Annotated in this window: 11 protein-coding genes; 6 read left to right on the top strand and 5 right to left on the bottom strand. The window is 72.6% G+C overall.

Annotated elements, in window-relative coordinates; translation table 11 throughout:
- Positions 1-136: 136 nt before the first annotated feature.
- The 3 genes from FDM97_RS22880 to FDM97_RS22870 all read left to right on the top strand — a co-directional run bounded on the left by FDM97_RS22880 (position 137) and on the right by FDM97_RS22870 (position 4502).
- Positions 137-2494 carry a collagenase gene (locus tag FDM97_RS22880; protein ID WP_137992374.1) on the top strand — a complete coding sequence of 786 codons (2358 nt, stop codon included), beginning with the start codon at positions 137-139 and terminating at the stop codon, positions 2492-2494.
- 95 nt (positions 2495-2589) lie between these two features.
- Complete coding sequence (locus FDM97_RS22875) at positions 2590-3567, top strand: proline racemase family protein (RefSeq protein ID WP_254705723.1); 978 nt, start codon at positions 2590-2592, stop codon at positions 3565-3567.
- Positions 3564-4502 carry an ornithine cyclodeaminase family protein gene (locus tag FDM97_RS22870; RefSeq protein ID WP_137992372.1) on the top strand — a complete coding sequence of 313 codons (939 nt, stop codon included), beginning with the start codon at positions 3564-3566 and terminating at the stop codon, positions 4500-4502. The genes FDM97_RS22875 and FDM97_RS22870 overlap by 4 nt, the downstream gene beginning before the upstream one ends.
- Before the next feature lie 55 nt (positions 4503-4557).
- On the opposite strand, the gene FDM97_RS22865 is transcribed toward FDM97_RS22870, so the two are convergent.
- The 5 genes from FDM97_RS22865 to FDM97_RS22845 are packed head-to-tail and all read right to left on the bottom strand — an operon-like array spanning position 4558 to position 10223.
- The gene (locus FDM97_RS22865; protein ID WP_137992371.1) at positions 4558-5541 is read right to left on the bottom strand and encodes an ABC transporter ATP-binding protein; all 984 of its coding nucleotides are present in this window, start codon (positions 5539-5541) and stop codon (positions 4558-4560) included.
- On the bottom strand, positions 5538-6551 hold the full coding sequence (locus FDM97_RS22860) for an ABC transporter ATP-binding protein (protein ID WP_137992370.1): 1014 nt from the start codon (positions 6549-6551) through the stop codon (positions 5538-5540). The genes FDM97_RS22865 and FDM97_RS22860 overlap by 4 nt, the downstream gene beginning before the upstream one ends.
- Positions 6551-7537 (bottom strand): ABC transporter permease, encoded by a 987-nt coding sequence (locus FDM97_RS22855; RefSeq protein ID WP_137992369.1) that lies wholly within the window; start codon positions 7535-7537, stop codon positions 6551-6553. Before FDM97_RS22855 ends, FDM97_RS22860 begins: the two co-directional genes overlap by 1 nt.
- Positions 7534-8463 (bottom strand): ABC transporter permease, encoded by a 930-nt coding sequence (locus tag FDM97_RS22850; RefSeq protein ID WP_137992368.1) that lies wholly within the window; start codon positions 8461-8463, stop codon positions 7534-7536. Before FDM97_RS22850 ends, FDM97_RS22855 begins: the two co-directional genes overlap by 4 nt.
- 11 nt (positions 8464-8474) lie before the next feature.
- Entirely contained in the window at positions 8475-10223 is a 1749-nt protein-coding gene (locus FDM97_RS22845) for an ABC transporter substrate-binding protein (protein ID WP_137992367.1), read from the bottom strand.
- 207 nt (positions 10224-10430) lie between these two features.
- On the opposite strand from FDM97_RS22845, the gene FDM97_RS22840 reads away from it, so the two are divergent.
- Genes FDM97_RS22840 through FDM97_RS22830 form a run of 3 tightly spaced genes read left to right on the top strand, consistent with a single transcriptional unit; the run spans position 10431 to position 13413 of the window.
- The gene (locus FDM97_RS22840; RefSeq protein WP_137992366.1) at positions 10431-11594 is read left to right on the top strand and encodes an NAD(P)/FAD-dependent oxidoreductase; all 1164 of its coding nucleotides are present in this window, start codon (positions 10431-10433) and stop codon (positions 11592-11594) included.
- Positions 11595-11639: 45 nt separating this feature from the next.
- Positions 11640-11954, top strand: a complete 315-nt coding sequence (locus FDM97_RS22835) for a (2Fe-2S)-binding protein (protein ID WP_137992365.1) — start codon at positions 11640-11642, stop codon at positions 11952-11954.
- Complete coding sequence (locus tag FDM97_RS22830; protein ID WP_137992364.1) at positions 11935-13413, top strand: NAD(P)/FAD-dependent oxidoreductase; 1479 nt, start codon at positions 11935-11937, stop codon at positions 13411-13413. The genes FDM97_RS22835 and FDM97_RS22830 overlap by 20 nt, the downstream gene beginning before the upstream one ends.
- Positions 13414-13428 lie beyond the last annotated feature (15 nt).

Genomic DNA, 13428 nt, shown 5'->3' with positions numbered 1-13428 from the left:
CGTAGGGGTTGTCAGTGCAATTTCACATTACTATGTTACAGCGCACACGGCGTGGTGAACGTCCGTCAAATGCCGTGCGAACCACAACAGTTCTCGTTCCACTCCCCACAGCCACCCCCCTACAACAGGAGTTCTGTTGTCCATCCACAGACGCGTGCGCTCGTCCCTGCTCGCCTCCGCGATCGCGGTGACCCTCCTGGCCTCCGCCGGCCAGGCCGGCGCCTCCGCGGCAGACACGGACCCCCGCCCCACCCCGGCACCCGCCCCGGCGCTCGGCGCGGCGGCCCCCGAGGCCGGGCACGGAGCCAACCCGTTCGACGAGGTCGAGCGCCTCGCCCGCGCTCCCCGCACGGCCTTCGGGCCCGCCCCCGCCCCCGGCGGGCTCGCCACCGGCCGCGTTCCCGGCCAGGCGCCGTCGGCCACCGCCGTACGGACCTACGCCACGGCCGTCACCACCACGGCCGCCGGCGTCCCCTGCACGCTCGACGGGATCACGGGCCTCGGCCCCGAGCGGTTCGCCGACTTCCTCGCCGACCCGGCCGTCACCGCCGACGGCTGTCTGCGCGGCCTCATCTGGACCTGGGACGCCCGGCTCACGCCCGTCATGTCCGACGCCCACGTCCAGGCCGTCGCCCGCCGAATATCGAGCCTGGCCGCCTCCCACGACGGCCGGAACTCCTCCCACCTGGAGGAGATGTTCACCTACCTGCACGCGGTCGCCTATCACGACTACTCACGCGACGAGATCGACACCACCGACGCCCCCACCGTGAACGCCGTCCGGCAGGCCGTCGCCGACTTCGGCGCCGCCGCCCGCACCTTCGACGTCACGAAGACCAACGCGAACACGCTGCGCGAAGCCCTCTACGCCGCGAGCGCCCCGGGGCTGCGCCAGCACCAACTCGGCCTGATCAAGCGGGTCCTGGCCACCATGGACCCGTCCCACACCGCCACCCACCTCGACCCCGCCTGGGCCGGAGCCGCGCTCGCCGCGCTCTCCGTCAACTACCTGGGTGTCTACACAGGCAACCAGGACACCGCCTTCCACGCGGCCGTCTCCGCCGACCCCGCCTACCGCGCCACCTTCAAGGCCTTCGCGAGCTACGGACACCTCAAGGGCACCGCCAACAGCTGGGTCGCACGCGACGCGCTCGGCGAGTACGGTCGCTTCGGCGAGATCGAGAGCCTCAAGACCGGCATCGTCGCCGACCTCGGCATCCTGCTCACCCCGGTCGTCGACACCTTCGGCCGCGGCAGCGAGCAGTGGGCCAAGGTGGTCTCCTGGCTCAACTTCTACGAGGCGTGCAAGCCGTACGGGGTCTGCAAGGACGACATCGAGCGGCAGATCTTCCCGTACACGTACACCTACGACAACGGGGCCATCAAGGTCCGCACGGGTCTCGACCGGGCCACCGTCGACCAGCTCTACTACGCGAGCAAGCAGGTCAAGGCGCAGTTCCACCGCGTCCTCGGCACCGAGCAGCCGCTCGCGGGCGACCCCAACACCACCCTGAACATCGTGCTGTACGGCTCCCGGGCCGACTACGAGAACTACCACCCGATCCTGACCGGGATGGGCACCAACAACGGCGGCATCTACATCGAGCGGGGCGCCACCTTCTACACGTACCAGCGCCGCGTGCCGCAGGACTCCTCCCTGACCCTCGAGGAGCTGTTCCGGCACGAGTACACCCACTACCTCAACGGCCGCTTCGCCGTCCCCGGCTTCTTCGGCGAGGGACCCTGGTACCAGGACGACCGGACGACCGCGATGGACGAGGGCACGGCCGAGTTCTTCGACGGGGCCACCCGCGACGACGGCATCGCCGTCCGCAAGTCACTCGTCCGCAGCATCATCAACGACACCGCGGGCGGCGGCCCGCGCATGAACGTCGAGCAGATCCTCAACGCCACCTACGACGGCGACGGCTTCCGCTTCTACAGCTACGCCGGCACCTTCTTCGAGTACCTGTGGACCGAGCGGCCCTCGCTGCTCCGCGAGATGTACGGGCATCTGCGCAACAACGACGTCCGGGCGTACGACTCCTGGCGCCACCGGCTGGGCGCCGACACCTACCTCCAGCGGGGCTACGACCGCTTCCTGGACGCGCAGATCGCCAAGGTCGACGACCTGTTCGTGCCCAACACCACCTATACGCCCAACGACCAGCTCCGCGACTCGGCGCTCGCGAACGTGAAGTCCTCCTTCGCCGCCGCGACCTCCAACAACCCCGACTGCGTGGAGAACGGCGACCCGGGCAAGCGCCGGTTCGTCTGCACGGGACGGATCACCGCCAACCTCACCAACTGGGCGAGCGACGACCAGAACTTCAAGGACATGTCCGAGACGGTCGACTACTTCATCCTGGACCGGGCGGGCGCCGCGTCCACCAACCTGGCCGACATGAACTGCAGCTTCGGACCCATCGAGATCTGGTCCACCAGGGTGGCCGGAACGTCGAGCTACAGCTGTGAGGGCCCCCTGCGCAGCTGACCCACCGCACCCCGATGCCCGGGCCGGTCCTTTCCACGGGGGAGGGGCCGGCCCGGCGCGGCACCCCCGACATCGCTTCCCGGAGGCCGTACGTCGTGAGCAGCACCCCGCACACCCCGCACACCCCGCACACCGTCCGTACCACCGACTACCACACGGCGGGCGAGCCCTTCCGTATCGTCGACCAGGACCTGCCCCCGATTCCCGGGGACACCGTCGCCGAGCGCCGCGCCCTCGCGCCGCGGGTCGGACCGCTCGATGAGCTCCGCCGCCTCCTGGTGCGGGAACCACGCGGACACTCCGGCATGTACGGCGGGTTCGTCGTGCCGCCCGACGACGACGGTGCCCACTTCGGCGTGCTGTTCTGGCACAAGGACGGGTACTCCACGGCCTGCGGCCACGGCACCATGGCGCTCGGCGCCTGGGCCGTCGACACCGGACGCGTCCCCGCCCCCGACGACGGCGACGCGTCCGTGCGCGTCGACGTACCCTCGGGGCGCGTCACCGCGACCGTGCACCGGGCGGGCGGCCGCACCACCGGCGTCACCTTCCGCAACGTCCCGACCCGGATCCTCGCGCGCAAGGTCCCGGTGACCACCGGATACGGCACCGTCGAGGCCGACCTCGCGCACTCCGGAGCCCGCTACGTCTCCGTCGCCGCCCGCGACCTCGGCCTGGACACCACCACGGCGTCCCTGCCCGGGCTCGTCCGGGCCGGACGGGAGATCCGGGCCGCGCTCCCGGAGCACGACGTGTACGGGGTCATCCTGTACGAGGACCTGCCCGACACCCCCTCCGGCCCCCGGCAGCGCAATGTCACCGTCTTCGCCGACGGGCAGATCGACCGCTCACCCTGCGGATCGGGCACCTCGGCGCGCCTCGCGCTGCTCGCCGAGGACGGGCGGCTCGCACCGGGGGACACACTCCTCCACGAGTCCGTCGTCGGTACGGTGTTCACCGGCCGCCTGCTGCCCGAGGGCATCACCGAGGTGACCGGCCGGACCCACCGCACCGGCACACACACCTTCGTCCTCGACCCCCACGACGACCTCGGGACGGGATTCCTGCTGTGACCCACCTGCTCCAGATCGACGCCGCGACCACGGCCCGCCTGCTCGACCCGGCGGCGGCGGTCGAGGTGCTGGCCGACGTCCTGCGCGCCGGACTCGACCCCGAGGCCGGACCGTCCCGTACCGCGGTGTCCGTACCCGCCGGTGAACTCCTGCTCATGCCCGCGGTGTTCGGCTCGCACGCCGGCGTGAAGATCGCCGGGGTGGCCCCCGGCAACCCGGCCGCCGGGCTGCCCCGCATCACCGGCTCCTATCTGCTGCTCGACGGCGCGACGCTGCAGCCGCTCGCCCTTCTCGACGGCGCGGCCCTGACCGCCCTGCGTACGCCGGCCGTCTCCGCCCTCGCCGTACGCCATCTGACACCGGACGAGCGGCCCCTGCGGCTCGTCCTCTTCGGCTCCGGACCCCAGGCCTACGGACATCTGGAGGCCGTCCTCGCCGTACGCGAGCTCGCCGAGGCGGTCGTCGTGGCGCGCAACCCGGTCGGGGCACGCGCCCTGGCCGGATACGCGCGGACGCTCGGCGTCCCCGCCGCCCGCACCGGCACGCCCGACGACGTGGCCAAGGCCGACCTCGTCGTCTGCTGCACCACGGCCCGCGGACCCCTCTTCGACGGGACCCTGCCGGCCCCCCACGCCACGGTCGTCGCGGTCGGCTCGCACGAGCCGGCCGCCCGCGAGACCGACACCGCGCTCGTGGCCCGCGCCGAGGTCTACGTCGAGGCGCGCACCGCCGCGCTGCGGGAGGCCGGAGACCTGCTGGTCCCGATGGCCGAGGGGGCGATCGGCGAGGGACACATCGCGGGCACCCTCGCCCACCTGGTGAACGGCCGGCGTACGCCGTCGGCGCAGCGCCCGCGCCTCTTCAAGAGCGTGGGTATGGCCTGGGAGGACCTCGCCGTCGCGAGCGCCGTGTACCGGGCGGCCCGCGCGGCCTGACGGCACACCGATGCCCCGGCCCCGCGCGTCGAGCGGGGACCGGGGCACCGTCGCGTCAGGCCGCCGGTTCGGGGAAGTGGCAGGCGACCTGCCGCGCCTCGCCCGGGGCGGCGATCCGCAACAGCGGAGCCTCGGCCCGGCAGATCTCCTGGGCCTTCGGACAGCGCGGATGGAAGGTGCAGCCGGGCGGGGGAGCGGCCGGGCTCGGCGGGTCGCCCAGCAGCGTGATCCGCTCCCGGGTCCGCTCGGCCGCGGGGTCGGGCAGGGGCACGGCGGACAGCAGCGCCCGCGTGTAGGGATGGGCGGGGGCCGCGTACACCCGCTCCTTCGGGCCGATCTCCACGATCCGCCCGAGGTACATCACGGCGACCCGGTCGCAGACCCGCTTCACCACCGACAGGTCGTGGGCGATGAAGAGATACGCGAGACCGAGCTCGCGCTGGAGCCGTTCCATCAGATTGACGATCTGCGCCTGGACCGAGACGTCGAGGGCGGAGACCGGCTCGTCCGCCACGACGAGGCGCGGGCTGGTGGCGAGCGCGCGGGCGATGCCGATGCGCTGCGCCTGGCCGCCGGAGAACTCGTGCGGATAGCGGTCGATGTGCTCCGGGATCAGCCCGACGAGATCCATCAGCTCGACGGCCCGCTTGCGCGCCTCGGACGCCGAACTGCCCTGCACCATCAGCGGATCGGAGATGATCCGGGCCACGGTCTGGCGCGGGTTGAGGGAGGAGTGCGGGTCCTGGAAGACCATCTGCAGATCACGGCGGAGCGGCTTGAGCTCCCGCTGGGAGAGATGGCTGATGTCGCGCCCGTCGTACGAGACGGAGCCGGCGGTGGGTTCCAGGAGCCGGACGATCATGCGTCCGGTGGTCGACTTGCCGCAGCCGGACTCGCCGACGAGGCCCAGCGTCTCGCCCGCCGCCACGTCGAAGCCGACGCCGTCGACCGCCCGGACCGGGGCCGAGCGGGCCCGGCGCCCCGGGAAGGTCATCGTCAGATCCCGTACGCGGAGCAGAGGTGGGGGTGTCGTGGTCATGAGGGCACGCCTTCGTACGCGGGGAAGTGGCAGGCGACCGGATGGCCCTCCGGGCCGCCGAGCGGCGGACGGTCGCTCGCGCAGCGCGCCCGCTCCTCCTCGGAGCCCTGGGCGGCGCGGGGGCAACGGGGCGCGAACGCGCAGCCCGGTGCCGGGTCGAGCAGCGACGGAGGGCTGCCCGGGATCGCCCGCAGCGGGGCGTCGTCGGGGTCGTCGAGCCGGGGCAGCGAGTCGAGCAGGCCGCGGGTGTAGGGGTGGGCGGGCGCCGCGAACAGGGCGTCCACCGGGGCGTGTTCGGCGGCCCGGCCGCCGTACATCACGAGCACGTCGTGGGCCACCCGGGCGACCACGCCCAGATCGTGCGTGATCATGACGACGGCGAGTCCACGCTCCTGCTGGAGCCGGGCGATCAGCTCCAGGATCTGGGCCTGGACGGTGACGTCCAGGGCCGTGGTCGGCTCGTCGGCGATCAGCAGGTCCGGCTCGCAGGCCAGCGCCATCGCGATCATCACCCGCTGGCGCATGCCGCCCGAGAACTGGTGCGGGTACTCGCCGGCCCGGCGCCGCGGTTCGGGGATGCCGACCTCGGCGAGCGCCTCGACGGCCCGCTCACGGGCGGCCCGGCGGCGGGAGCCGAAGTGGACCCGGTGGTGCTCGGCGATCTGCTCCCCGACGGTGTAGTACGGGTGCAGGCTGGAGAGCGGGTCCTGGAAGATCATGGCCATCTTCCGGCCGCGCAGCCCGTTCAGCTCGCGGTCGGACAGACCGATCAGCTCGCGTCCGTCCAGGGTGACGGAGCCGGTGACCTCGGCGCCGGTGTGCAGGCCCATCACGGCAAGCGAGGTGACGGACTTGCCGGAGCCGGACTCGCCGACGATGCCGAGGGTCCGGCCGCGCCGCACGTCGAAGGCGAGCGAGTCGACGGCCCGGACCGGGCCGCGCTTCGTCGGGAAGGTGACCGTCAGGTCCCGTACCGACAGGAGGGAGGCGGAGGAGGCGGAGGGGCCCATCAGTACCTCACTCGCGGGTCGACGACGGCGTACAGCAGGTCGACGGCCAGGTTGGCGACGACGATGAAGGTGGCGGCCAGCAGGGTGACGCCGAGGATGACCGGCTGGTCCCCGGTGGACAGCGCGCCGTAGAAGAGCCGTCCGATGCCGGGAAGGCCGAAGATGGACTCGGTGATCACCGCGCCCGCGAGCAGGCCGCCCAGGTCCATCCCGAAGATGGTGAGGATGGGGGTCATGCCCGCCCGCAGGCCGTGCTTGACGACCACCGTGCGACGCGGCAGCCCCTTGGCACGGGCGGTGCGGATGTACGGCTCCGCCATGCTCTCGATCATCGAACTGCGGCTCTGCCGCGCGTACATGGCCGCGTACAGGATCGCGAGCGCGAGCCAGGGGAGCAGCAGGTTGGACGCCCAGGAGAGGGGGTCCGAGCCGAAGGGCACGTACTGCGGATAGGGGAGCAGCCCGGTCACCCGGATCAGCCCGAAGATCAGCAGCACCGAGGTGAAGTAGACGGGCAGCGAGGCGGCGGCGACCGCGCCGACCATCAGGGCGCGGTCGGTGAGGGTGTCCTTGTGCAGGGCGGCGGTGACGCCCGCGGAGAGACCGAGCAGCAGCCAGATCACGGCGGCCCCCAGGGCGAGGGAGGCGGAGACCGGGAGCCGGTCCACGAGCAGGTCCCAGACGCCCTCGCTGTTCTCGTACGAGTAGCCCAGGCAGGGGAAGTCGCAGTGCAGGGCGTACTGGCCGCTGCCCATGGTGCGCCCGGTGAAGATGCCGGTGACGAAGTCGGCGAACTGGCGCCACAGCGGGTCGTCCAGGCCCATGTGGGCGCGGATCGCCTCCAGGCGGTCGGCGCTGCACGACTTGCCGCACGCCGCGGCGGCGGGGTCGGAGGGAAGGACGTAGAAGATGGTGAAGGTGACGGCGGCGATGGCGATCAGCACGCCGAGGACGCCGAGGAGCCGGCGGGAGAGGTAGAGGATCACGCGCCGCTCCCTCTCGGGTCGAGGATGTCGCGCAGCGCGTCGCCGAGCAGCGTGAACGCGAGCACCGTGAGGAAGAGGCAGAGGCTCGGGACGACGAAGTACATGGGGTCCGTGTCGTAGTAGGCGACGCTCTCGGCGATCATCTGGCCCCACGAGGGGGTGGGCGGCCGAACGCCGACGCCGAGATAGCTCAGCGCCGCCTCGGTGGCGATCATCCCCGGGATGATCAGGGTGGTGTACGCGATGACGGGTCCCGCGACGCCCGGGAGAATGTCGCGGGCCAGGATCCGCCAGGGGCCCGAGCCGCCGACGCGGGCGGCGTCGACGTACTCGCGGTGCTTGAGCGAGAGGGTCTGGCCGCGCACGACGCGGGCGATGCCGGGCCAGCCGAAGAGGCCGATGACGGCGGTCATCAGCAGGATCCGGTTGACGTCCCGGGCCACCGACATCATCGCGATCATGAAGATGAGGGACGGGAAGGACATGGTCAGGTCCATCAGCCGGGAGAGCACGGTGTCGGTGCGGCCGCCGAAGTACCCGGCGGCGATGCCGGCCGCCGTCCCGGCGAGGACGACGATCGCGGTCGCGGCGAAGGCGATGAGCAGGGAGACCTGGGCGCCGTGCACGACCCGGGCGAACAGGTCGCGGCCGGTGACGGGTTCGACGCCGAGCCAGTGCTCGGCGGAGACCCCGCCGAGCGGACCGATGGGCTGGCCGCCCAGGTAGGGGTCGATGGCGCTCTTGTCGAACTCCTCGGGGCCCCAGCCGCCCAGCGCGCTGAGCAGCGGGGCGGCCACGGCCATCAGCGCGAAGAGCGCGACGACGGCGAGCGAGAGCCTCACGGAGGTGCGGCGGCGCAGTTCGGCGCGGGCGAGCTGCCAGGGGCCGCTGCCCGCGGCGGCGAGAGGTGCGGTGGTGGTGGACATGTGACGGTCTCTCAGCTGCCGCTCTTGGAGGGGTCCTTGAGGCCGACCGTGGCGTAGTCGATCTGGCCGCCGAAGGAGGTGTGGCCGAAGGCGCCGGCGATGTTGGTGCCGATCAGCAGGGGCATGCGCTCCACGACGGCCGGCGCGGTCGGGGCCTTGGCGAGGATCTCGCCGTCCAGCTGCTGCCAGGCCTTGTTGGCCTGCACGGCGTCGGTCATGGCGGCGATCTCGTCCATCCGCTTCATGGTCGCCTCGTCGCGGAAGAGCGAGTGGTTGCCGGAGTTGCCCTTCTCCTTGATGTAGCGGCCGTCGAAGACGAAGGGCAGGAAGGTGGAGCCGGAGGGGTAGTCCGGGCACCAGCCGGTGTAGACGAGGTCGGTGCGGTTCTTGGTGTCGCCGATGGTGTCGTAGAACGCGGACGCGTCGACGGTCTCGATGGTGACCTTGATGCCGGCCCGGCCCAGGGACTGCTGGACGGCCTCGGCGACGCCCTTGTCGCCGTTGGAGACGGTGATGCTGGTGGAGAAGCCGTCCGCCTTGCCGGCCTCCTTCAGCAGCTGCTTGGCCTTCTCGACGTCACCGGTCGCGGGGATCTTGAGGTTGTCGGGCTGCTTCCCGCCCTCGAAGAGGGAGCCCGGCATGAGGGCCGTGGACGGGTCGTTGAGGGCGGGTCCGCCCGAGGCGGTGAGGATCGCCTCGCGGTCCAGGGCGTACTGCACGGCCTGGCGGACCTTGAGGTCGTCGAACGGGGCGCGGCCCGTGTGCATCTGCACCATCTCGGTGCAGTTGGTGGACTCGGCGAGCAGCCGCGCCTTGACCTCGTTCTTGGTGAGCACCTTGGGGGTGCTCTCGGGGCGCAGCTTGGCCCAGGGCACGGCGGAGGCGTCGGCGCCCGAGGAGGTGATGAGCCGGTCGTCGATCTGATTGGCCTTCAGGCCCATCGTCACGACCACCTTGTCCGGGTAGGCCTTGCGTACCGAGTCCGTCGTCGGGTCCCAGTGCGTGTTGCGGACCAGGACGAGCTGCTTGTCGCGGGCGTAGGACTCGATCTTGTACGGGCCCGAGGAGAACGGGCGGTTGTCGTACTGGGGGCCCTTGTCCTTCGCCTTCGGCACCGGGGCGAAGGTCGGCAGGACGGTGGCGTACGGGAACTCGGCGAACGGCGTGCGCAGTTCGAAGACGATGGTGCGGTCGTCGGGGGTCTTGATCGAGTCGAGGTGCTTGCCCTGGGCCGGGCCCTGGTAGCCCTCGGCGCCGGCGAGGTAGCGGGCCGCGTAGTCGGGGCCGCCGGGCAGGTCGGGGGAGAAGGACCGCTCGACGTTGTACTTGACGTCCTGGGCGGTGATGGGCGAGCCGTCCTCGTACTTCAGCCCCGGCTTGAGCCTGAAGGTCCAGGTCTTGGCGCCGTTGGAGGACGTGCCGAGGCTCTCGGCGAGATCGGGGACCAGCTCCCCGCCCTTCGCACCGGGTTCCGCCTTGTACGTCACCAGGGTGCGGTAGAGCAGCCGGGTACCGAAGTCCATGTCGCCCATGACCCAGTTGCGGGCCGGGTCGAGGTGGCTGAAGTCCTGGTTGGACAGGACGGTCAGCGTGCCGCCCTTCTGCGGTGTACCGCCGAGCACCGCCCCGTTGTTGGCGGTCGCGGGGTTCTTCGCTCCCCGGCCGTCGCCGGTCTGCTTCCCGCCGGAACAGGCGGCCGCTCCCAGAGCGAGGGCGGCCACCAGCGTGGTGGCGAGTGCGGTGCGGGTGCGCGTGTCCATCAGTGATCACTCCGAGAGCAGGGTTCGGACAGCCGGCTCGGCGGCGAGCGGCAGCTGGAATGTGACCGGTAACATAGTAATGTGAAATTGCACTGACAAGGCGTCGGGAGTCCCGTTACCCATCCGTGTCCGAGGGGTCGACCAAGCGGACCCGCCGGTTCGGGCGGGGGTCTTGGCGAATCCAGTGCAATGTGAAATATTACTGACGTGCTCACGAGAAACACCTCGGACGTCATCGTCGTCGGCGCGGGCGTCGTCGGCGCGGCCTGTGCCTACTATGCCGCCCGCTCCGGTCTCTCCGTCACCGTCGTCGACCGCGGCCCCGTCGCGGGAGGCACCACGGGGGCGGGGGAGGGGAACCTCCTGGTCTCCGACAAGGAGCCCGGACCCGAACTCGAACTCGCCCTGCTCTCCGGAGCGTTGTGGCGGGAACTGGCCGAACAGCTTCCGCCGGGCATCGAGTACGAGCCCAAGGGCGGACTCGTCGTCGCCTCGGACGAGGACGGGATGCGCGCCCTGCGCGACTTCGCCGCGGGGCAGGGAAAAGCGGGCGTGCATGCCCGGGAGATGCCGGCCGAGCTGCTGCACGAGCTCGAACCCCATCTCGCCCCCGGCCTCGCCGGCGGCTTCCACTATCCGCAGGACGCCCAGGTCATGCCCGCCCTCGCCGCCGCGCATCTGCTGCGTGCGGGCACCGGGATCGCAGACGTACGGCTCAGGCTCCGCGAGGAGGTCACGGCCGTGCTCACCGGCGCGTCCGGAGAGGTGCGCGGAATCCGTACGACGGCCGGGGAGATCCACGCCCCGTACGTGGTGAACGCCGCCGGAACCTGGGGCGGCGACCTCGCGCGGCTCGCGGGCGTCGAGCTTCCCGTACTGCCCCGCCGGGGCTTCGTCCTGGTCACCGAGCCCCTGCCGCGCGTGGTGCGCCACAAGGTGTACGCGGCGGACTACGTGGCGGACGTGGCCAGCGGATCGGCGGCGCTGCAGACCTCGGCGGTGGTCGAGGGCACCCCGGCGGGCCCGGTCCTCATCGGCGCCAGCCGGGAGCGCGTCGGCTTCGACCGCACCCTCTCCACGGAGGTGCTGCGGCGGCTCGCGGCCGGGGCGACCACGCTGTTCCCGGTCCTCGCCGGAGTGCGGGCGATACGGACGTACGCGGGCTTCCGCCCGTATCTGCCGGATCACCTGCCGGCCATCGGACCGGATCCGCGCGTCCCCGGGCTGCTGCACGCCTGCGGACACGAGGGGGCGGGCATCGGCCTCGCGCCGGTGACGGGGCTGATCGTCGCCGCGTGCCTGACCGGGGGAGAACCTCCGCTCGACATCGGGCCGTTCAGACCCGAGCGGTTCGCCTCCGCGTCCTCCTGAACCCGCCCGGCTGTTGTTCCGCACCGTCACGAGAGGAGAGGCCCCGTGGCCCGTACCCCCGCCGACCTGGTCGGGGCGCAGTCCGACCCGCCGTTCGAGATCACCTTCGACGGCCGCCGGATCACCGCCCTGCCCGGCCAGTCCGTCGCCGCCGCCCTGTGGGGAGCCGGCATCCTCGCCTGGCGCACCACCCGGGACGGCGGCCGCCCGCGCGGCGCGTTCTGCGGCATCGGCCAGTGCTACGACTGCCTCGCCACCGTCAACGGCGAGCCCAACCGCCGGGCCTGCCTCGTGCCCGCCCGGCCCGGCGACGCGATCACCACCCAGGAAGGACACGGCCATGACCGCCTCGGGGTGTGAACCGTACGACCTCGTGGTCCTCGGCGCGGGCTGCGCCGGCATCGCGGGCGCCGTCGCCGCCGACGAACTCGGCCTGACCGTCGCCCTGGTGGACGCCTCGGCGCAGACCGGCGGGCAGTTCTACCGCCATCCCGCGCCGGCGCTCGGAGCCGTACGGCCCGAAGCCCTGCACCACGACTGGTCGGCCTACCGCGATCTGGGGCGGAGGCTCGCGGCCAGTGGCGTGACCCATCTCGCCGGACACCACGTCTGGGCCCTGACCAGGGACGACGCGGCCACCGACGCTCCCGCCGGTGCAACCGCCGACGCGCCCTGGACGGTCCATGCCGTCACCGGGCCCGACGGAGCCGAGGAACGGCCCGCCCGGGTACGGGCCCGGGCGGTGCTGCTCGCGACCGGCGCCTACGAGCGCCAACTCCCCTTCCCCGGCTGGACCCTGCCCGGCGTCGTCGGCGCCGGGGGAGCGCAGGCCATGCTCAAGTCCGGCCTGGTGCTCCCCGGCAGAAGCGTCGTCGTGGCCGGCAGCGGCCCCCTGCTCCTCGCGGTCGCCTCCTCGCTGGCCGCGGCCGGGGCACGGGTCCCGGCCGTGGTGGAGGCGTCCGGGTACCTCCGGTACGCCCGCAGCCCCCGCGTGCTCGCGACCAATCCGCACAAGGCGGCCGAGGCGCTGGTCCACGGCGCCGCGCTGCTGCGGCACGGCGTACGGCTGCGGACCCGCAGCGCCGTCACCGAGGTGCACGGCACCGACCGCGTGGAGGCCGTCACCGTCACGCGACTCGACCGCGACTGGCGGCCCGTTCGGGGGACGGGCCGCCGGATCGCCTGCGACGCGCTGGCCGTCGGCCACGGACTCGTGCCGCAGATCGAGCTGGCCACGGCGCTCGGCTGCGCCACCCGCCCCGTGCCGGACGGCACCCTGGCCCTCGACCTGGACGCCCACCAGGAGACCTCGGTGCGCGGCCTGTGGGCCGCCGGCGAGACCGGGGGAGTGGGCGGCGCCGCACTCGCCCGGGTCGAAGGAGAACTGGCCGGCCTCGCGGCGGCCGCCCGGGTGCGCGGCAGCCGCGTTCCCGCCGGCCGCGTACGCGAACTGCGCCGCCGCCGGGACCGGATGCGCGCCTTCGCCGAGGTCATGGCCGCCGCCCACGCGCCCGGACCCGGGTGGCCGGGGTGGCTGACCGACGACACGGACGTGTGCCGCTGCGAGGAGGTCACCGCCGGACGCGTCCGCGCGGCGGTCACCGAGCTCGGGGCCCGCGACGCGCGGACCGTCAAGCTGTTCACCCGGGCCGGCATGGGCTGGTGCCAGGGGCGCATGTGCGGGACGGCCGTCGCCTGCCTCGCGGCCCGCGACGGCGCCGCCGTCGAGCCCCCGTCCGAGCGCCGCCCGCTCGCGGTGCCGGTCCCGCTGTCGGTGCTGGCCGGCCTCGAGGAATCCGGCGAGACCGAAGCGTCCTAGGTGCCCTCCGACCCC

The sequence above is a fragment of the Streptomyces vilmorinianum genome (genome assembly GCF_005517195.1).
Lineage (GTDB): Bacteria > Actinomycetota > Actinomycetes > Streptomycetales > Streptomycetaceae > Streptomyces > Streptomyces vilmorinianum.
The sequence above is the reverse complement of the archived record's forward strand: the minus strand, read 5'-3'. Positions and strand labels throughout refer to the sequence as shown.